The organism is Arthrobacter sp. ES3-54, assembly GCF_029504395.1.
In the GTDB taxonomy this organism is placed as follows: domain Bacteria; phylum Actinomycetota; class Actinomycetes; order Actinomycetales; family Micrococcaceae; genus Arthrobacter.
In genome coordinates this window covers 25,877-43,748 of record NZ_JAQFIF010000018.1, presented here as the reverse complement: position 1 = coordinate 43,748, position 17,872 = coordinate 25,877, and the positions used below count along the sequence as shown (strand labels likewise).

Here is a 17,872-nt window from a genome sequence, read left to right as displayed (position 1 = left end):
ACGACGGCGGGAGATTCCCGCCGTCGTCCGCTTGCGTCGCAGGTCAGGCGTTGACGGACTCGGCGAGGATCGCGTCGACCTGGCCCAGCGCCTCCTTCATGCCCTCTTCCATGCCCATGGCGACAATCTTCTCCATCTGTTCCTCCGCCTCGAAGGTGGACAAGATGGTCATTCGGGTGCGGTCGCCGATTGGCTCCAGAGTCACAACACCGTGGATGGTGCCCATGTCCGCCACGGGGTCGCCGTTGTCATCCGCGAAGCCGTCGTCGAACTCAAGGCGGTGCGGCGCGTCAATGGCCGTGAACCGCCACCAGCCCCGGGCTTTCTCCCCCTCGGGCCCCGTCATGAAGTAGCTGGCCGCGCCGCCGGGGACAAACTCGTGCTTCTCGAAGGTGGCCGGCCATGTGGGAGGCCCCCACCAGCGCTCGAGCAGGCGCGGGTCTTCCCAGATTTGCCAGACGCGCCCGACTCCGGCGTCGAACTCGGCGACCACGGTGAGGCTCAGCGCCTCAAGATTCTTGACTGAACTGATAACCGTCATGACGAACCCTTCCTATCCTTCAGTTTTTCCTTCAGTTTTGTTGCTTTGCGTGTTCCTGGTGTCCTTTTTGCCTGTCTCCGTCTTGTCAGGTTCTGTGGTGGCTGTTTCGGCGAGCAGGTCTGCGATCCGGTCGGCCCGCTGCCGCCAGATGACCTCGTACTCGTCGAGCAACCGGCGGGCCCGCTGCAGTCCGTCGTGATTGGCCCGCACAATCTGCTCCCTTCCCCGCCTCTCCTTGGAGACAAGGGAAGCGCGCTCCAGCACCGCCACATGCTTCTGGACGGCCGCGAAACTCATGGCGTAGAGGGCAGCGAGCCCGGAGACCGAGTACTCGCCGAGAGTCACGCGTCGCACGATGTCCCGGCGGGTCGTATCGGCGAGCGCCTGGAACAGGCGGTCAAGTTCTTCGTCGCTAAGCTGGGCCCGGAGCTGATCTACAACCATTTGGTTGTAGAATAGTCCGGCCGTTTGGGGGTGTCAATGGGTGTCTTGAGGCCCGCTGCGCCGGCGAGTTCGCCCCGCCGGCCCATGCGCGCCAGGGCCCACGGCTGAGTTCGCCGGAAAGTCGCCGGCTCGCCGGAAGGTTCCGGCGACCTCGCAGAGTTCCGGCGACTTCGCGGATGGTGGCGCACGCCGCCCGCGCCGCGCCACGCCATGCCCTTCGCCCCGCCGGCCCATGCGCGCCAGGGCCCACGGCTGAGTTCGCCGGAAGGTTCCGGCGACCTCGCGGGGTTCCGGCGACCTCGCAGGGTTCCGGCGACTTCGCGGCACGCCGCCGCGCCACGCCATGCCCTCGGCCCCGCCACCGCCGCCGGCCCGCGACCCTCGGGGTGCCCCGACCCGTCGATGAAGGATAGTTTTAGGGCATGATGGCAAGCTACAGGTACGACGTCGAGGTCCTGCACCTCCTCGTGTCCCCGGCACACGCGTACTTCGGCCGCGCACGCGATGGTGCAGCCCAAGTCCCCACCACAGACGCGGACCGGGTGGAGCTGGTGGCCGGCAAGGGAATCGTCGGCGACCGGTTCTTCGGCAAGGCCGCCCACATGGACGCCGCCGTCACCCTGCTCTCAATAGAGGCCCTTGAAGCGATGGCCGAGGAGCTGGGAGTCGGGCCCTTCGACGCGCTCCTGACCCGGCGCAATGTGGTCCTTAGAGGCGCGCACCTCGCTCCCCTGCTCGGCCAGGACTTCGCGCTCGAATCAAGGGGAGACGTGGTCCGGCTCCGGGCCGGACGGCCTGCCCATCCCTGCGCCTGGATGGACCGGATGCTGGCTCCTGGCGCGCACGCCGCCATGCGCGGACGGGGAGGCGTGCGCTGCCAGCCGCTCTCGGACGGCCTGCTGAGCCGCGGGCCGGCCGTGCTGGTCAGCCCCGTGCCGCTCGACCCGGGACAGGCAGGCATCCCCACACTGCTGCGCCCGTCGCGGCTGCCCTAGCCAACACCCGCTGCTGTGGCCGACACTCGCTGCAGCAGCCGACACGCGCGGCAGCAGTAGTCACCGGCGCCCGAACTGGCTATTCCCGCCCGGGCTATTCGAGCCTGGGCTATTCCCGCCCGGATTCTTCCCGCTCTGACTATTGCCGTTCGGCGATTGCTTTCACGCTCTTCACGAGGCTGTCCCACATGCCCTTCGAGTGCTCGACATCCTCGGCACTTGCATTGTTGTCCTGCGAGAGCGTGAAATCTGTCGTACCGGACTGGTCCTCGAGCGTCCAGGTGAGCGTGTGGTAGTTTTCGGGCACATCCTCCTGGCCGCTCAGCGGGCTGAAGTGCGTGACGACCAGCCGTCGGCCGGGTTCGACCTCCAGGACGCTGCCCCTGTCCTCGTACGTCTTGCCGTCCCAAACGCCGCGCCACACGATGGGGCCGCCGACGGTCCAGTCGGTCACGACATCGGTGCCGAACATGAACTCCTTGATGGCGGCAGGGTCGGTGAGTACGGACCATACGCGTCCTGCGGGCGCCTCGATGGTGATGGTCGACGTCGCTACATATTTCCCAGTCATAGCTTTCCCTTCTGCCAGAATCGGCTTCTCCCGGAATCGGTCAGCGCCGGCAGCGCCCGGCACCGAGACTACTCCGCTGACCGAAACGTCCGTAAGCCGGTCCCGCCGCCGCGATACCCATTGTGCCGCTCCCGGCCCGCTCCCCTGCCGCTGCTTACGCCGGGTAGATGGCGATGGCGGCGGCCTTGATGACGAAGTAGACGGTCATGCCGGGGGTGAGGCCAAGGTCGGCTGACGCGGCCGGGGTGATGTCAGCCGAGAGGCCGCCGGCATGGACGCGGATCTGGTCACCGTGCGGCTCGAGGTCCGTGATTCTCACCGGAAATGAGTTCCGCGGACTGCCGTGCTCTTCGGTGAGGAACACGGACACGGCCGAGGGCGGAAACACCGCCACGCCGTCCTGCCCTGGAGCGACGGTGCCGTCGTGGTGGCCCGCGACCACCATCCCCTGGTCGGTGGTGACGCCGGCGTCGCTGACCGTGCCGGCCACCAGGTTCAGCCCGGCGAGGCCCGCGGCGAACCGGCTGCGTGGCTTTTCGAGGACGTCGCGGGTGGGTCCTGCCTCGCTGATCCGGCCGTCCTCGAGGACGATCACCCGGTCCGCCAGCATCAGGGCGTCCAGGATGTCGTGGGTGATGATGATGGCCCTGCGGCCGGCGAGGACGCGCTTGAGGAGCCGGCGGAGCAGCGGGGCCGCATGGATGTCGAGGGCGGCCATGGGTTCGTCGAGCAGCAGCAGCTCGGGGTTGGCGGCGAGGGCGCGGGCCACGGCCACGCGCTGGGCCTGGCCGCCGGAGAGCTGCCCGGGACGCCGCGAGGCGAGGTCCCCGGCGTCGACTTCGGTGAGCCAGTGCATGCCCGTTTCGCGGGCCGCGGCGCTGGACGCGCCGGCGCTGCGGGGCCCGAACGCGACGTTGTCCAGGGCGCTGAGGTGGGGGAAGAGGAGGGCTTCCTGGGCCAGGAGCGCCGTGCCCCTGGTGTGCGGTGCCCGCCAAATGTTCTTGTCAGCCGCCAGGTCGAACAGGACCCTGCCGCCCAGCACGGCCTTGCCCGAATCGGGGCGCAGCAGCCCGGAGATGATCGAGAGCAGGGTCGATTTCCCGGCACCGTTCGGGCCGAGGATGGCGATGGTCTCGGCCGGCCCGAGGCTGAGGGAGACCTCGAAGCCCCGCGCCGCGAGCGTTGCGTCCAGCTCAAAGGTCACCGGAATACCCCTTCCGGTGCTGCTTCGACGCGCGGGCGCCGGTAGGAGAGTCCGACGACGGCGACCGCCACGGCGACCAGCAGGAGGGAGAGCGCGACGGCGGCGTCGGCGTCGGTTTCGCGTTGCAAATAGATCTCCAACGGGAGGGTGCGGGTGACGCCCTGCAGGCTGCCGGCGAAGGTCAGGGTTGCGCCAAATTCGCCCAGGCTGCGGGCGAATGACAACACGGCGCCGGAGGCCAGACCGGGCAGCACGAGCGGGATGGTCACACGGCGCAGCACAGTGCTCGGGCGTGCCCCGAGCGTCGCGGCGACCGCCTCGTATTTGTTGCCCGCGGTGCGCAGCGCGCCTTCGAGGCTGACCACCAGGAACGGCAGGGCGACGAACGTCTGGGCGAGGACGACGGCGGTGGTGGAGAAGGCGATCTGGATGCCGGCCAATTCGAGGCTTCTGCCCAGGAGTCCCTGGCGTCCGAAGGTGTAGAGCAGGGCGATGCCGCCCACCACGGGAGGCAGGACCAGGGGCAGCAGGACGAAGGCCCTCAGCAGCCGCTGGCCCGGGAACGGGCTCCGGGCAAGGACGAGTGCCAGCGGCACACCGAGGACGATGCAGGCGGCGGTGCTCGCTGCCGAGGTGCGCAGGCTCAGGCCGAGGGCAGTCAGTGAAGATTCGGAGGTGATCAGCGGGATGAACTGCGGCCAGTTGACCTTGGCCACCATGGCCACCAGCGGCAGCAGGACGAAGACTGCCCCTGCCGCCGCGATGGCGTAGATCCATGGCGGGATGCCGGTGTACCCGGTGCCGCTGCGTCGATTCATGCGGCCCTCTACGGGGTGCCGAAGCCGGCGTCGCTCAGGACTTTCTTGCCCTCGCTGCCGGTGACCGTGGCGATGAAGGCAGCGGCCAGCTCCTTGTTCTTGCTCGTGCCGACGGCGGCGATCGGGTAGGTGTTTACAGCCTGGTCCGACTCGGCGAAGGGAATGCCCTTAACCTTGTCGCCGGCGGTCTTGACGTCCGTGACATAGACCAGCCCGGCGTCGGCCTCACCGGAGGTGACCTTGCCTAGGACATCGGTGACCGAGGATTCCTCGCTGACCGGTGCCAAGGTGGTGCCGGTGGCATTTTCGACCGTTTCGGTCGCGGTGCCGCAGGGAACCTGGGGTGCGCAGACCACCACCTTCACGCCCGGCCTGGCCAGGTCCGCGAAGGTGCTGATCGACGCCGGGTTGGACGGCGGGACCGCGATCTCCAGGACGTTCGTGGCGAAGTTGGCCGGGGCACCGTGGGTCAGTTTCGCGTCGGTCAGCTTGTCCATGTTCTCGGCGTCGGCGGAGGCGAAGACGTCGGCCGGGGCGCCCTGGGTGATCTGGGTGACCAGGTCCGAGGACCCTGCGAAGTTCAGGGTGATCTTGGTGCCGGGGTGCTTGGCTTCGAAGTCGCTGGCCAGCTGGGTGAAGGTCGATTTCAGCGAGGCCGCGGCGAAGACGGTGATCGTTCGAGAAAGTTTGGGGGTCTCGCCGCCGGTCGAGGCGGTTCCTGTTGCGCCGGGCGCCCCGGAGGCGCAGCCTGCCAGGGCCGCGGTCAGGACGCCGGCGACCAGCAGCGCGGTGGCGAGTTTGCGGGGCGTGCTCATATGACGCTCTTTCCGTGGGGCGTTTCGATGATGACCGTGGTGGCCTTGACCACGGCGGTGGCGACAGATCCGAGTTCCAGGCCCAGTTCCCGGACGGCTTCGCTGCTCATCAAGGACACAACCCGGAAGGGACCGCACTGCAACTCAACCTGGGCCATGACTTTGTCCGCGGTGATGCCCGTGACCAGGCCGACGAACCGGTTGCGGGCCGAGGACCCCACCCGGGTGGGGTCCTCGGGAAGCTGGGCCTGGTCGCGGGCGAGATGGGCAAGCTCCAGACCGTCCACGGCCAGCCGCCCGGAGTCGTCCTTCACCGGGGTGAGGATCCCGTTCTCGGTCCAGCGCCGGACGGTGTCGTCACTGACCCCGAGAAAACGTGCTGCTTCTGATACGCGAATTTTCGGCATAGCTCCATAATCTCCTATTTGCGGAAAATATGGGCACTGTGATCCTCAAATCAGTAAACAAACTCCCCTCTGAGTGTCATCCGCGGTCTGGCGGGAGTCGCCCTGCCCTCGCTGAGGCGCTGCGTCTAGGCCAGGACCGTGTCGAGCTTGGTGAACGAGGTGCCCCAGCCGTCGCGCGTCATGTCCACAAATTCGGCGCTCCCGAAGGGGCCTTGGGTGAGGTGCAGCCGGGTCCGGCCGCCCAGGTCCTCGAACTCCAGCCGCATTTCGGTCCGGACGGGGATGCCGGCGTCGGGCTCCGCCCGCTGGGTGGCCACCAGGAGCGACGGCGGGTCGTAGACGGAGATCACGGCGTCGATTGGCCCCTCCTTGGCGACGCCGGCCTCCTCCCAGACCATGACCAGCTGCCACGCGCCCCCGACACGGGGCTCCACCACGATCCGGTCCCGGGGCGAGTCCACCCCTACGGGGCCGAACCAAGCGGCGAGCTGGTCCGGATCGGTAAAGGCGTCGAAGACCAGTTCGCAGGGAGCATCGAACTCCCTGGTCATAGTGAGGATGTGGGACTCATGGGTGTTCTGCTGCGTGCTCATTGCCTGGCTCCTGATTCTTGGGAACTTGCTGGATCTTCCGCAAATGCGCATCGAGACGACTGAAGCTGGCATCCCAGAAGCGCCTGTACTCTTCCATGTATTCGGCAACCTCGCGCAGCGGTGCGGCCTCGAGCTTCGAGGAGCGCCACTGCGCGTTCCGGCTCCGGGTGATCAACCCGGCGGCTTCCAGCACCTTGAGGTGGCGGGAGACCGCAGGGAGGCTGATGTCGAAGGGCTCGGCCAGCTCATTCACGGTGGCCTCGCCCTCAGCCAGCCGGGCCAGGATGGCCCTGCGGGTAGGGTCGGCGAGTGCCGAGAAGATCAGGCTGAGCCGATCCGTTGGCATCTGGGTTGCGCGCCCTTCGTATTTAACACTCCCGCTAATTAACCGATGTGTTAAATATGCTCCTGCGACCGCCCGCGCGTCAAGGGATTTCTGCTCCCGCCTTCATGCACACAGTCTCTCGATTTCGGCGCGGACCCGGCCCATAATCGGGGGTATCCAGTCAACGTTCTGCCGAGAGGAGCCGGCTGTGGCCACTACAACCTTGCTGGCAGGGATAAGGTATGCGGCCGCCGCTCTCTCGATAGGTGTGGTTCTTCTCGCTGGGGCCAGCTGCTCCTACGACAATCCAGCAGAAACCACGAAGATCACGCCGGCGACCAACGGGATCAATACGGTGGTCGGTGCGATGAAGCTGACGGACATGCTCATCCTTTCCCACGGCGCGGACCAGCCCGGCCGGATCATCGGAACCGTCTTCAACACGTCCTCAACGGACGCGATCGTCACCATAACAGGGGCAACAGGGCCGAAGGTATCGATTCCGGTCAAGGCCAACGGGTACACCTCCCTGGCCCAACCGCCGGCCATGATGCTGGACCCCACGGCGGGACCCCCCGGCTCCATGGTCACGGTCCGCGTCAGCGAAGACGCCACAGGCACGTCCGCCGATGTACAACTCCCGGTCCTCGACTCCACGCTGCCCGAATATCAGTCCTACATGCCCGCGGCGCCCGGCTCCCCATCAACCACACAACCCGGGAGCACAGCTTCGCCGGGCACACCCGAGACCAGTCCGTCCTCGTCCAGCCCCTCCGCCAGCCCCAGTCCCACCCACTGAGCCCGGTCCCAGCCCGCTGAATGCGCTCACAAACGCCGGGAGTATCCGTTGAACTGTGGATCCACAGTTCAACGGACACTCCCGGCCATGGCAGAGCGATCACTCTTCAGCGAGTTCCCGGAGGCCGTTAGGGAATGGCCGCGACGACGTCGATCTCGACCAGGAAGTCCCCCAGAAACGATCCCACCGTGGTTCGCGCAGGGTAGGGAGCCTCGATGAACGCTGCGTAGATGGCGTTGAACCCGTCAAAGTCCCGTCCCGGGTGGTGCAGATGCACGGTTGCCTTGATCACGTGGGAGAAGTCCAGGCCGTGCCCGCCAAGGACGGCGGCCAGGTTCTTCATGGTCTGCGCGGTCTGTTCTTCAATGGTGGTGCCGACGGTTTCGCCGGTGTCCGGGTGGTGCGGCGTCTGGCCGGCAGCGTAGAGGAACCCGTTGGCGGCGATGGCCTGGGAATAGGGGCCCGCCGGGCTGGGCGCGAGGTCGGTGCTGATCTGCTGTCGCGGCATGGAGCTGTGTCCTTTCAGGCGGCCGGCCTGCTGGCCGGCCCGAATTGCTGATGGTCGATGGCTGTTGTTCTAGAGGACCTTTGAGAGAAAGGCCTGTGTGCGTTCGTGCTGCGGGTTGCCCAGTACATCGGCCGGGGCCCCGCTTTCGACCACGACTCCCTGGTCCATGAAGACCACCTGGTCGCTGACCTGACGGGCGAAGCCGAGCTCGTGCGTCACCACCACCATGGTCATCCCGGCCTCGGCCAGGGACTTCATGACGTCGAGCACCTCGCCCACCAGCTCCGGATCGAGCGCCGATGTTGGTTCGTCGAAGAGCATGAGCCGGGGTTTCATGGCCAGTGCGCGCGCAATCGCGATCCGCTGCTGCTGCCCGCCGGAGAGCTCCTGGGGGTAGGAGTGCCCCCTGTCGCCGAGTCCGACGCGGTCCAGCAGGGTCTGTGCCTCGGCGGTGACCTCGCTCCGGGGACGGCCCAGGACATGAACGGGCGCTTCCACGATGTTCTCCAGCACGGTCATGTGCGGGAACAGGTTGAAGCGTTGGAACACCATTCCTGCGGTCCGTCGCGAGCGTGCCGTCTGCCGTTCTTTCATCTCGTAGAGCCGTCCGTTGCGCTCGGCGTAGCCGACCAGCTGTTCGTCCACGTACAGGCGTCCGGCGTCGACCTTTTCCAGGTGGTTGATGCAGCGCAGGAAGGTCGTTTTTCCGGAACCGGACGGGCCGATCAGGCAGGTCACCGAGCCGCGTTCGACCCTGAGATCAATGCCCTTGAGGATTTCCGTTGAGCCGAAGCTCTTGCGGACGCCCTGGGCTTCCACCATGGCGGTGTTCATCGTATTGTCCTTGTCTTTGACCGGGTCATTGAACGGGTCTTTGAACGGAAGTTCCGTCGCGGCGCTGCGTCGAAGCCGCGGCCATAGCGCCGTTCAAGTTTGGTTTGGAAGAAGCTCAGGATGGTTGTCATCAGCAGGTACCAGAGGCTGGCGACAATAAGCAGCGGGATGGTTTGGTAGTTGTTGGAGTAGATAATCTGGGCCGAATACAGCAGGTCCGAGATCGCCAGGACGCTGACCAGGGCCGTGCCCTTGAGCATGGAAATGACCTGGTTGCCGGTTGGCGGGAGGACCACACGCATCGCCTGGGGAAGAATGACCCGGCGCATGAGCTGGCTGCTGTTCATCCCCAGGCCCCGGGCGGCGTCGTACTGGCCCTTGTCCACCGAACCGATGCCGCCGCGGATGATCTCGGCCATGTAGGCGGCCTCGTTCAGGGACAGTCCCAGCAGCGCGGCGCCAAGGGGCGTGATGAGCACATTGGCCGATCCCAGGACCAGGGAGGGTCCGCCGAGGGGAAGACCGAATGCGATCACCGGATACAGGGCGGCAATGTTGAACCAAAAGATCAGCTGCACCAGCAGCGGTGTGCCGCGGAAGAACCAGATATAGCCCCGGCTGATGGTGCTCACGATCGGGTTTGCCGAGAGCCGCATGACCGCCAGGACCGTGCCCAGCGCGATGCCGACGCTCATGGACACCACGGTCAGGAGGACGGTCAGCCCGGCTCCGGCCATGATCTGCGGGGCGAAGAGATAGGAGACGACGACGTCCCAGTGGTACCGCTGGTTCACCGCCACGTCCCAGGCGGCGCTGAGCGCGACCAGGATGAGGACGACGGCGATCGCGAGCCGGAGCGGGTGCCGGAGCGGCACCACCGGGATGGATTCGCCCGGCGCCGCCGGCGTGACCTGGCGGGTGGCGGGGAGGGAATGTTGTTGCTGCACGGTTGTCACCTCCTATTGGGCGAAATTGACGCGGGCGTCGGCGATCGCGCTGGACTCAAGGCCGTACTTCCCGAGGACCTTGAGGTAGGAGTCAGTCTGGATGACTCCGGAGAGCGCAGCGGAGACGGCTTTGACCAGGCCGGAGTCCTTGGGCATGCCCACACCGACCGGTGTGAAGTCATATTTTGAGGCGATCTCGATCTGGGGGTTCTGGGTGGCGGCGAAGTTCAGGATCGGTGAATCCGCCAGTACGGCGTCCAGCCGCCCGCTGCTCAGGGCCGAAATGGCCTGCCGCGTGTCCTGGAACTCGCTTCTCTGGATCGTTTCCTTACCGCCCGCGGTGCAGGCTTTGTCGTACTCGGGGACGTTGACCGTGAGCTGGTAAGACCCGGTCAGGAGGCCCACCTTCTTCCCGCACAGGGCGTGCTGGTCGGCGATCCCCTGCGGGTTCCCCTGGGCCACGGCAATGGAGTTGCCCATTTGCATGTAGTCGACGAAGTCCAGGACCTCCATCCGCTTTTCCGTGGGGGTCATTGAGGAGACGGTTATGTCGTACCGGCCCGCGGCAATCCCCGGGATGATGGAGTCGAAATTGGCCACCTGGATCTCCACCTTCACGCCCAGGGCCTGGCCGAGGAGGCGGGCGATGTCCGGGTTGGTCCCGGTCATGTCCTGGGTTCCCGCACGGTAGAACTGTGTCGGGGGCTCGTTGGTGGGAATGGCGACGCGCAGTACCTTCGTGGATTTGATCGATTCCGGGAGCAACGCTGCCGCGGCATCGTTGACCGCGAGGGCAGGAACCCCGGCGCCGGACCCTGCGGAGTCTCCCGACGGCGTCGACTGTGTCGACTGTGAGGTGGCGGTGCTTGGCGCGCAGGCGGTGGCCGCCAGGAGTAGTCCCGCAGTGGCCATGACGGCGGGGATGCCGCGTTGAATGCGCTTCACGCAAGCGGGTGCTGCGGGGGTCTTCATCAGGGGGTCCTCAGATCGGAGTAGGCCAGCTGGGCCGGGGGAATTTCGGGGGGAAGGGTGCGGGCGAAAGCCTCGCTGCGGTGCCGAATCAGGTCCCGGCCCTCGTCGCGCAGCTCCTGGATGGTGGATACTCCGAGCAGCATCATGGTGCGCGTCATTTCCGCCGCCAGCAGCTTCAGGACATGGGCAACGCCTGCCTGGCTGGCGGCGGCAAGCCCATACAGGTAAGGGCGGCCGATCGAGCACGCGTCGGCGCCGAGGGCAAGGGCCTTGACGACGTCGGATCCGCGGCGAATGCCGCCGTCGACGATGATTTCAACCCGGCCGGCCGTCGCCTCGACGATTTCGGGCAGTACGTCCAGGGCCGAGGCCATGTGGTCCAGCTGCCGGCCACCGTGGTTGCTGACCTGGATGGCGTCGATGCCGATGTCGGCTGCCAGGACGGCGTCCCTGGGGTTGACCATACCTTTGAGAATGATGGGACCGTTCCACCGCTCCCTCAGATCCCGGATGTCGTCCCAATCCGTCGGCTCATAGGATCCCGCCAGCAGCGTCCGCCACATATCGGGGGTGCTGGAGAGCGGGCCGTCGGGAATTTCCGCGTCCAGGTTCGGGAAGGCGATCGCGTCGTTGGCCAGGAAGCCTAGGGCCCAGCGGGGGTGCAGCGCCCCTTCGATGACGGTCTTGGGCTTGATTGACGGCGGGGCCGTGAATCCATTGCGGTAGTCGCGTTCCCGGTGGCCAATGGCACGGCAGTCGACGTTGACCACAAGCGCCTCGTACCCGGCGTTCGAGACCCGGTCCAGAACAGCCTGCAGGAGGCCCTTGTCCGCCGTGGGCTCGAGGTTGAACCATCGCCGCAGCCCGGGGGCTGCGGCGCTGACGTGCTCCATGGTGGTGGTGCTCAGGTGTGCCAGCCCGTAGGGGACGCCGGCGTCGAGGGCCGCGCGGGCCACGGCCGTCTCGCCGTCGGGGTGGAACAACCTGGTGCCGCCGGTGGGGGACAGCGTCAGCGGCATCGCAACCCGGCCGCCCAGGATGGTGGAGCTGAGGTCCAGGTGCTCCACCGATCCCCACTTCGGAAGGAAGGTCCAGTCATCAAAGGACGACCGGTTGCGCTGCAGGGAAACCTCGTCCTCGCCGCCGCCCTCGATGTAGTCGAACACGCTGCCGGGAAGGCGCTTGGCAGCCAGTTTCCGCATGTCCTCAACGCTGTAGCACCTCCGCGACAGCCGCTCCGCCACTGTCCGGGCCGGCCCTTGGACCGCCGCCAGTGACTTGATGTCTTTGATTCTCATTTCGCGTCCTTTATGTCTTGCGTGTATGTCCTGCGTGGAATCTTCGGTCAACTGCGTCCCTCAATGGTGACGAAGATCTCATCCCGCCTACATGTTGATTCCTCCAAAAGAATCGACGTTGGCCTGTGATATCGTCCACATATGGATGCAGGGGAACAGGCTGTTTCTGAGCTCGACCAGAACGCCGCGGCGGTGCGGTTGTCGGACTGCATCCAGCTCATGCAGGCCGATCTGGTGCATGCCAATCCCGCGCCGGAGAATCTCGCGCATGCCGTCTCGGACGTCCTCATGTATGACCCGCTGGACGAATGGACGAGCATCGAGGACCGGATCATCCTGGCCGTCGGGCTGAGCTGCGGCTCGCCGGATTTTGACCAGCTGCTGCACCGGGCGTCCAACAGCAACGCGGCCGCAGTGATCGTCAAGGCGCACGGGGCGTCCCTGGAGCAGCTGCGGTCCGCCGCGGTCCGCCACAGCCTCGCGGTCCTGGTCGCACCGGACAACGCTGATTGGACGCGGCTGGTGGCACTGGCCCGGGCGTCCGTTATGGGCGCGGCCGTGGATTCCGTCTCAGGGGTCCGGCTCGGGGATCTCTACGCCTTCGCCAACGCTGCCGCGTCCATCACCAGCGGCGCGGCGAGCATCGTTGACCCGCTCGGACGGGTGCTTGGCTATTCGACCCTGCCGGGCCAGCCCATCGACGATTTGCGGCGCGTCACCACGCTTTCCCTGCAGGAGATCACACCGCCTGCCTTCGACGCGGATTTCAAGATCGTCTATGCGTCCGGGAGTGCGGTGCTGATCCCCGCAGCAGATGATGAGATGGCCCGCCTGGCCCTCGCCGTGAGGGCCGGCGGTGAACTGCTCGGCTCGATCTGGATCATCGATCCCGGCGACGACAAGCGGCAGACAGCCCTGGAGGCGCTCAACAGGATGGCGCCGCTGGCAGGGCTCCACATGCTCCATGCCCGTTCGGCGTCCGATTTTGGCGAACGCCGGAACGGGGACTTGATTCGAACGCTGATGGACGACACCGTCCACGCGTCCTTTGCCGCCGCCCAGCTCGGGCTCGAAGCCACCCCAGGGCTCGCGGTCGCGGCCTTTTCAATCAACCGCCCCGAATCCGGGAGCCTGGAGTCGGTGCGTGAAATTCACCGGCTGCTGCACCTGGTCACAACGGTTTGCAACATCCAGTTCAAGACGAGCCACACCGCCCTCATTGGCTCGGTGGTCTACGCCCTTCTGCCCTGCGGGGGAACCAGCCCCAGGGCCGTGCACCGGCGCGTAGCCCAGGAGATCGGGGCGTACGCCCACACGATCAGCTCCTACCCGATCATCGCCGCCGTCGGCGGCATCGCACCCCGCTTGGAAGACCTGCCCCGCTCCAGGGCTGAAGCGCTGCAAACGCAGCAGTATCTGCTCCACCGGCACACGGCAGTTCCGGGCGATACTGGCGGCTCTGCTGCCGGGCTTTTCGAGGACCACCGGATCCCGCTGAACCTCTTGAAAGTCGGGGCATTCATCGAGGACAACGGGCTTGCGGACTTCGACGACATCGCCAGGATCCAGGCCCGCGACGCCGACCAGCAGACCGACTATCTGGAGACCCTGCGGGCCTACCTGACGTCGAACGGAAATATTTCCGCGATGGCCGCACGACTCCACGTGCACAACAACACTGTCCGCTACCGGGTGGGGCGCCTGGCCAAGGACTTTGACCTCGATCTGGGCGACCCGCAGCAGAGGCTCTGGCTCTGGCTGCGCCTGACCACCATGGACCTGGCTCCCAAGGCTGCACCGACGGCGCCGGAGTAGGAAAAAGGACAGCGCCAGATAGAGAGCCAGGGCAGACGGGCGCCGGTGAACACCGGCCTCCGTCTGCCCTGCGGCCACTTTGGCTCTGGCTACGAGAATCGTCCCGGCCGGAAGGTGGCCAGCATCGGGTGCTTCGTGCCGGTCATGATCTCGCCCGCGAGAAGTTCGCCTGCGATGAGGCCGAGCGTGGCGCCCGAGTGTGTGAAGGCCACGAAGCAGCCGGGCACCTGGCCGAGTTCTCCGAGGACCGGCTCGCCGTCGCCAGGGATGGGCTTGTAGCCGATCTTCCAGGAGGCCGGCTTGACCTCGGGATTTCCGGCGATCAGCTTGGATGCTTCATCGGCGAGTTCCTGGACCACATCATCGGGGATGCTGAAGGAGCCATCGGCGTGTTCGGTAATGTGCCCTTCATACCAGTCGTGGTCCAGGGCCAGGGTGCCGCCGGGGTTGGGCCGGACGGCGGCCCGCGGGGTGTTCAGCACGGCCTTCAGCCCGTGGTCCACGGGTTTGGTCAGCACCAGCATGGAGACCGGGGAACCGTTTGGGATATCGACGCCGAGAGGTGCGACGACGGCGGGCGTTGCGGCACCGCAGGCCACAAGGACAGCATCTGCCTCGTAGGTTTCGCCTGCGGCCGTCTCAACGCCAGTTGCCCGGCCGCCGTCGACAGTAACGGACGCCTTGCCGGCGTTGAGTACGAGTTCGCCGCCCAAGGCGTGGAATTCCTCCATCAGGAAGTCCACCAAGTCGGGCAGGCTGACCCAGCCCTCACCGGGATTGAAGATGGCCTTCTCCGGCACGGCGCCCGGATCGATGCCGGGGGTCGTTCCGGAAATCCCTTCCGGTGCCAGGAGCTTGGAGTCGTAGCCGATTGATTTCTCATACTGGTGGCGGGCTTCGGTGGCTGAAGCTTCTCCGGCGGAGTTCCACATGAGGCCCCCGCCGAACTGCAGCCAATCCCTGCCCGGGTCGGCGGCAAAAAGGGTGCGGTAGCGGTCCACGCCCGCAACCCGCAGCTGGTGGTACGGGGTGGAGCGTTCTCCGGCGGAGTTCAGCCACGACAGGGACCGGCCGGTGGCTTCGCTGGCCAGGCCGCGTTCGGTCAGCAGCACAACCGAGGCGCCGTCGCGGAGCAGGTGAACGGCGGTGGAGACGCCGAGGATACCGCCGCCGATGACGGCGACGCGCTTGGCGGAAACAGCGGAGGACATATGAACTCTCTTTCTCAGGAATTGATGGGGCACGCGCGGAGCGGAATTCAGGCGAGGGCGTGGATTTCTTCGATGACCTTCAGGACGTCCAGGGACTCCGAGGCAGTTACCGGAAGCGGGCCCTCGCCACGGAGGGCAGTCGCGAGCTCGGCATAGAACAGCGGATAGGCACCGGGAACAGGTGCGATGGGCTGCTGGTCTCCGTCGATACCCAAGGTCCCCCAATGGGTTTGGGGATCGATGCCGTAGGCGGGATCCGACGGCGTCATGCCGGCGGCGAGGGCCGGTTCCTGGCCGTCCAGGCCCCACTTCGTGTAGCCGGCTTGGGAGCCGAGGACATGGAACCGGGCCCCGACCTGCGCTGCCTTGCCGTTCATCCACAACCGTGACCGGACCCCGGATTCGTGGAGCAGGGACACGAAAGCCTCAGTGTCGGCGCCGTCTGGATGTCCGTGGTTGGCGGTCTCCCCGTAGCTGTCCGCTACCGGGCCGAAGAGCTGGATGGCCTGGTCGATCAGGTGGGCGCCGAGGTCGTTGAGGATGCCGCCGCCGTCGGCCAGAGCGGCGGTGTCCCGCCAGTTCCCGAAGCCTTCCGGCCGCCACCATTCAAAGCGCGATTCGAAGCTGCGGACCTCGCCGAGCGCTCCTTCCCGGACAAGCTTCTGAAGCGTCAGGAAGTCGGCATCCCAGCGCCGGTTCTGGAAAACCGTGAGCTGCACGCCGGCGTCCGAGGCCCGGGAGATGAGCTCCTTGCCCTGTGCGGATGTGGTGACGAACGGCTTGTCCACCACCACGTGCAGGCCGTGGGCGATGGCTGTCGCCGCCAAGTCGAAATGCGTCGCCGGCGGCGTACCGAGGACCACGAGGTCCAGGTCCCCGGCGAGGGCGAACAGTGCCTCCGGCGTCGGGACGATCCGGGCGTGAGGGTAGAGCTTCGCCGCCTCGGCGAGGCGGTCCGGATCCGCCGTGACAATAACGTCCAGCGAGTAGTCGGGATCGGCCGCAATCAGCGGTGTATGGAAGACCTTGCCCGAGATCCCGAACCCGACGACGGCGGTGCGGATCGGTGCCGCTGCGGTGTTTCCCTTCAGGGTCTCCATCAGAGCACTTCCGAGAGGAAGCGCTGGAGGCGTTCGCTTTGAGGGTTGTCGAAGAGGTCTGCAGGCGTGCCGGACTCGACAACTTCGCCTTCGTCCATGAAGACCACCTGGTCGGCGACTCTGCGGGCGAATCCCATCTCATGGGTGACCACCAGCATGGTCATGCCGCGCCGACCCAGGCCTGCCATAAGGTTCAGCACGCCCTTGACCAGTTCCGGATCCAGTGCGCTGGTGGCCTCGTCGAAGAGCATGACCTCCGGTTCCATGGCCAGGGCACGGGCGATCGCCACGCGCTGCTGCTGTCCGCCGGAGAGATCCCTGGGCCGGTGGTCGGCGCGTTCGGCAAGGCCTACCTCGGCGAGGCGGCGCCGGGCGCGTTCCCTGGCTTCGGCCTTGGGCATTCCCTTGACGCTCCAGAGTGCCAGGGCCACGTTCTCGAGGGCCGTGTGGTCGGGAAAGAGGTTGAAGTGCTGGAACACCATGCCGATACGGCTGCGCAGGGTGTCCGGTTTGACCGCCAGTGCGCTCTCGCCGGCGAGGACCACATCCCCGCTCTTGGGTTCGTGTAGACGGTTGACGCCGCGAAGGAGGGTTGACTTGCCGGAGCCCGAGGGCCCGATGATGCAGGTGGTGGTGCCTGGGGCGACGCTGAGGCTGACATTGCGCAGCACCTCGATGTCGCCGTAGGCCATGGTCAGGTTTTTCAGTTCCAGGCTGGAGCCGTGGAAGGTCACGATGTCCGGAGCTGTGTTGTTGGTGTTGCTGGCGCTGGCGCTGGCGCTGGCGCTTGCGGTGTTGCTTGCGAGGCTCATGTGTTGCTCCCGGTGGTCAGCGGTGAGGCCGCGTCGAGTTCTTTGACTTCTTTTAGCCCGCTGCTGGGCGCCGCGGGGCGGCGCCGGCCGGTGCGGAAGCGGTTGTCGAAATAGTTGACCAGGTGGGTCAGGGGAACCGTGATCGCCAGGTAGAAGATGCCGGCCATGACCAGGGGCGAGAGGTTGCCGGAGAGGACTGCGGCGTCCTGGCCCACGCGGAAGAGTTCCCGTTCGCTGACCAGCAGGCCCAGGAAGTAGACCAGCGAGGAATCCTTGACGATCGCGATGAACTGGTTCACCAGCGCCGGCAGGACGCGGCGGACACCCTGCGGGACCACCACCAGCGCCATGGACTTGGCGTAACTCATGCCCAGTGCGCGGCAGGCCTCACCTTGGCCTTTGTCGACGCTCTGGATACCGGCGCGGAAGATTTCGCCGATGTAGGCGCTGGCGATCAGGCTCAGGGCGATGATCCCCAAGGGGTAGGGCGAGGGGCCGAAGATCGACTGGCTAAAGCGGGCGAAGCCCTGGCCAATCAGCAGGATGGTGAGGATGGCCGGGAGTCCTCGGAATAGGTCTGTGTAGATCCGGGCCGGGACGCGGAGCCATCGCGAAGGGGATATCCCCATCACCGCGACCACCATGCCGAGGGCAACGCCGATAATCGTTGCTGCAATGGAGATGATGAGGGTGTTGAGGAGACCGACTCCCAGAAGCTGGGGCAGGACCTCGGCCATTGCGCCGAAGTCGAAGAAAGTGCGGGTGATGGTGCTTAACCAGTCCATGGTTGCTCTCAGACGTAGGTAGCTTGTGGATCCCGGACGGGCCGCGCGGTGCGGCCCGCCCGGTCATGTGGCAGTCGG

The 17,872-nt window shown here is 66.3% G+C and carries 21 protein-coding genes; 3 read left to right on the top strand and 18 right to left on the bottom strand.

The window, feature by feature from the left end; translation table 11 throughout:
- Nucleotides 1-43: 43 nt before the first annotated feature.
- Nucleotides 44-541 (bottom strand): SRPBCC domain-containing protein, encoded by a 498-nt coding sequence (locus M2428_RS20035; RefSeq protein ID WP_277527724.1) that lies wholly within the window; start codon nt 539-541, stop codon nt 44-46.
- Nucleotides 542-553: 12 nt separating this feature from the next.
- The gene (locus M2428_RS20030) at nt 554-985 is read right to left on the bottom strand and encodes a metalloregulator ArsR/SmtB family transcription factor (RefSeq protein WP_277527723.1); all 432 of its coding nucleotides are present in this window, start codon (nt 983-985) and stop codon (nt 554-556) included.
- A 422-nt stretch (nt 986-1,407) separates the two neighbouring features.
- Here M2428_RS20030 and M2428_RS20025 point away from each other — a divergent pair, with 422 nt between their 5' ends.
- Nucleotides 1,408-1,980: an MOSC domain-containing protein gene (locus M2428_RS20025; RefSeq protein WP_277527722.1), complete on the top strand. Its 573-nt coding sequence runs from the start codon at nt 1,408-1,410 to the stop codon at nt 1,978-1,980.
- A gap of 139 nt (nt 1,981-2,119) precedes the next feature.
- Here the strand turns inward: M2428_RS20025 and M2428_RS20020 are convergent, their stop codons facing one another.
- The 7 genes from M2428_RS20020 to M2428_RS19990 all read right to left on the bottom strand — a co-directional run bounded on the left by M2428_RS20020 (nt 2,120) and on the right by M2428_RS19990 (nt 6,734).
- A complete protein-coding gene (locus M2428_RS20020) occupies nt 2,120-2,551 on the bottom strand; it encodes an SRPBCC family protein (protein ID WP_277527721.1) in 432 nt (143 codons plus the stop codon).
- Nucleotides 2,552-2,705: 154 nt separating this feature from the next.
- The gene (locus M2428_RS20015; RefSeq protein WP_277527720.1) at nt 2,706-3,755 is read right to left on the bottom strand and encodes an ABC transporter ATP-binding protein; all 1,050 of its coding nucleotides are present in this window, start codon (nt 3,753-3,755) and stop codon (nt 2,706-2,708) included.
- A complete protein-coding gene (locus M2428_RS20010) occupies nt 3,752-4,573 on the bottom strand; it encodes an ABC transporter permease (RefSeq protein ID WP_277527719.1) in 822 nt (273 codons plus the stop codon). Before M2428_RS20010 ends, M2428_RS20015 begins: the two co-directional genes overlap by 4 nt.
- Before the next feature lie 8 nt (nt 4,574-4,581).
- Nucleotides 4,582-5,388 (bottom strand): molybdate ABC transporter substrate-binding protein, encoded by an 807-nt coding sequence (gene modA, locus M2428_RS20005; RefSeq protein ID WP_277527718.1) that lies wholly within the window; start codon nt 5,386-5,388, stop codon nt 4,582-4,584.
- On the bottom strand, nt 5,385-5,795 hold the full coding sequence (locus M2428_RS20000; protein ID WP_090583966.1) for a TOBE domain-containing protein: 411 nt from the start codon (nt 5,793-5,795) through the stop codon (nt 5,385-5,387). The genes modA and M2428_RS20000 overlap by 4 nt, the downstream gene beginning before the upstream one ends.
- Before the next feature lie 125 nt (nt 5,796-5,920).
- Nucleotides 5,921-6,388: an SRPBCC domain-containing protein gene (locus M2428_RS19995; RefSeq protein WP_277527717.1), complete on the bottom strand. Its 468-nt coding sequence runs from the start codon at nt 6,386-6,388 to the stop codon at nt 5,921-5,923.
- Complete coding sequence (locus M2428_RS19990) at nt 6,363-6,734, bottom strand: metalloregulator ArsR/SmtB family transcription factor (RefSeq protein ID WP_277527716.1); 372 nt, start codon at nt 6,732-6,734, stop codon at nt 6,363-6,365. The genes M2428_RS19995 and M2428_RS19990 overlap by 26 nt, the downstream gene beginning before the upstream one ends.
- 187 nt (nt 6,735-6,921) lie before the next feature.
- On the opposite strand from M2428_RS19990, the gene M2428_RS19985 reads away from it, so the two are divergent.
- On the top strand, nt 6,922-7,512 hold the full coding sequence (locus M2428_RS19985; RefSeq protein WP_277527715.1) for a hypothetical protein: 591 nt from the start codon (nt 6,922-6,924) through the stop codon (nt 7,510-7,512).
- Between the two features lie 127 nt (nt 7,513-7,639).
- Here M2428_RS19985 and M2428_RS19980 read toward each other — a convergent pair whose 3' ends face one another.
- The 5 genes from M2428_RS19980 to M2428_RS19960 all read right to left on the bottom strand — a co-directional run bounded on the left by M2428_RS19980 (nt 7,640) and on the right by M2428_RS19960 (nt 12,071).
- Nucleotides 7,640-8,020, bottom strand: a complete 381-nt coding sequence (locus tag M2428_RS19980) for a Rid family detoxifying hydrolase (protein ID WP_277527714.1) — start codon at nt 8,018-8,020, stop codon at nt 7,640-7,642.
- Nucleotides 8,021-8,089: 69 nt separating this feature from the next.
- The gene (locus M2428_RS19975) at nt 8,090-8,854 is read right to left on the bottom strand and encodes an amino acid ABC transporter ATP-binding protein (RefSeq protein WP_277527713.1); all 765 of its coding nucleotides are present in this window, start codon (nt 8,852-8,854) and stop codon (nt 8,090-8,092) included.
- Nucleotides 8,851-9,801, bottom strand: a complete 951-nt coding sequence (locus M2428_RS19970) for an amino acid ABC transporter permease (RefSeq protein WP_277527712.1) — start codon at nt 9,799-9,801, stop codon at nt 8,851-8,853. The genes M2428_RS19975 and M2428_RS19970 overlap by 4 nt, the downstream gene beginning before the upstream one ends.
- Nucleotides 9,802-9,813: 12 nt before the next feature.
- Nucleotides 9,814-10,773 carry an ABC transporter substrate-binding protein gene (locus M2428_RS19965; protein ID WP_277527711.1) on the bottom strand — a complete coding sequence of 320 codons (960 nt, stop codon included), beginning with the start codon at nt 10,771-10,773 and terminating at the stop codon, nt 9,814-9,816.
- Nucleotides 10,773-12,071, bottom strand: a complete 1,299-nt coding sequence (locus M2428_RS19960; protein ID WP_277527710.1) for an alpha-hydroxy acid oxidase — start codon at nt 12,069-12,071, stop codon at nt 10,773-10,775. Before M2428_RS19960 ends, M2428_RS19965 begins: the two co-directional genes overlap by 1 nt.
- A gap of 141 nt (nt 12,072-12,212) precedes the next feature.
- Here M2428_RS19960 and M2428_RS19955 point away from each other — a divergent pair, with 141 nt between their 5' ends.
- Nucleotides 12,213-13,886 carry a helix-turn-helix domain-containing protein gene (locus M2428_RS19955; protein ID WP_277527709.1) on the top strand — a complete coding sequence of 558 codons (1,674 nt, stop codon included), beginning with the start codon at nt 12,213-12,215 and terminating at the stop codon, nt 13,884-13,886.
- A gap of 89 nt (nt 13,887-13,975) precedes the next feature.
- Here M2428_RS19955 and M2428_RS19950 read toward each other — a convergent pair whose 3' ends face one another.
- Genes M2428_RS19950 through M2428_RS19935 form a run of 4 tightly spaced genes read right to left on the bottom strand, consistent with a single transcriptional unit; the run spans nt 13,976 to nt 17,794 of the window.
- Nucleotides 13,976-15,097, bottom strand: coding sequence for an FAD-binding oxidoreductase (locus M2428_RS19950; RefSeq protein ID WP_277527708.1), 1,122 nt, complete (start codon nt 15,095-15,097; stop codon nt 13,976-13,978).
- Nucleotides 15,098-15,144: 47 nt separating this feature from the next.
- Entirely contained in the window at nt 15,145-16,197 is a 1,053-nt protein-coding gene (locus M2428_RS19945) for a Gfo/Idh/MocA family oxidoreductase (protein ID WP_277527707.1), read from the bottom strand.
- Nucleotides 16,197-17,009 carry an amino acid ABC transporter ATP-binding protein gene (locus tag M2428_RS19940; protein ID WP_277527706.1) on the bottom strand — a complete coding sequence of 271 codons (813 nt, stop codon included), beginning with the start codon at nt 17,007-17,009 and terminating at the stop codon, nt 16,197-16,199. Before M2428_RS19940 ends, M2428_RS19945 begins: the two co-directional genes overlap by 1 nt.
- The gene (locus M2428_RS19935; RefSeq protein WP_277527705.1) at nt 17,006-17,794 is read right to left on the bottom strand and encodes an amino acid ABC transporter permease; all 789 of its coding nucleotides are present in this window, start codon (nt 17,792-17,794) and stop codon (nt 17,006-17,008) included. The genes M2428_RS19940 and M2428_RS19935 overlap by 4 nt, the downstream gene beginning before the upstream one ends.
- Between the last annotated feature and the right edge of the window lie 78 nt (nt 17,795-17,872).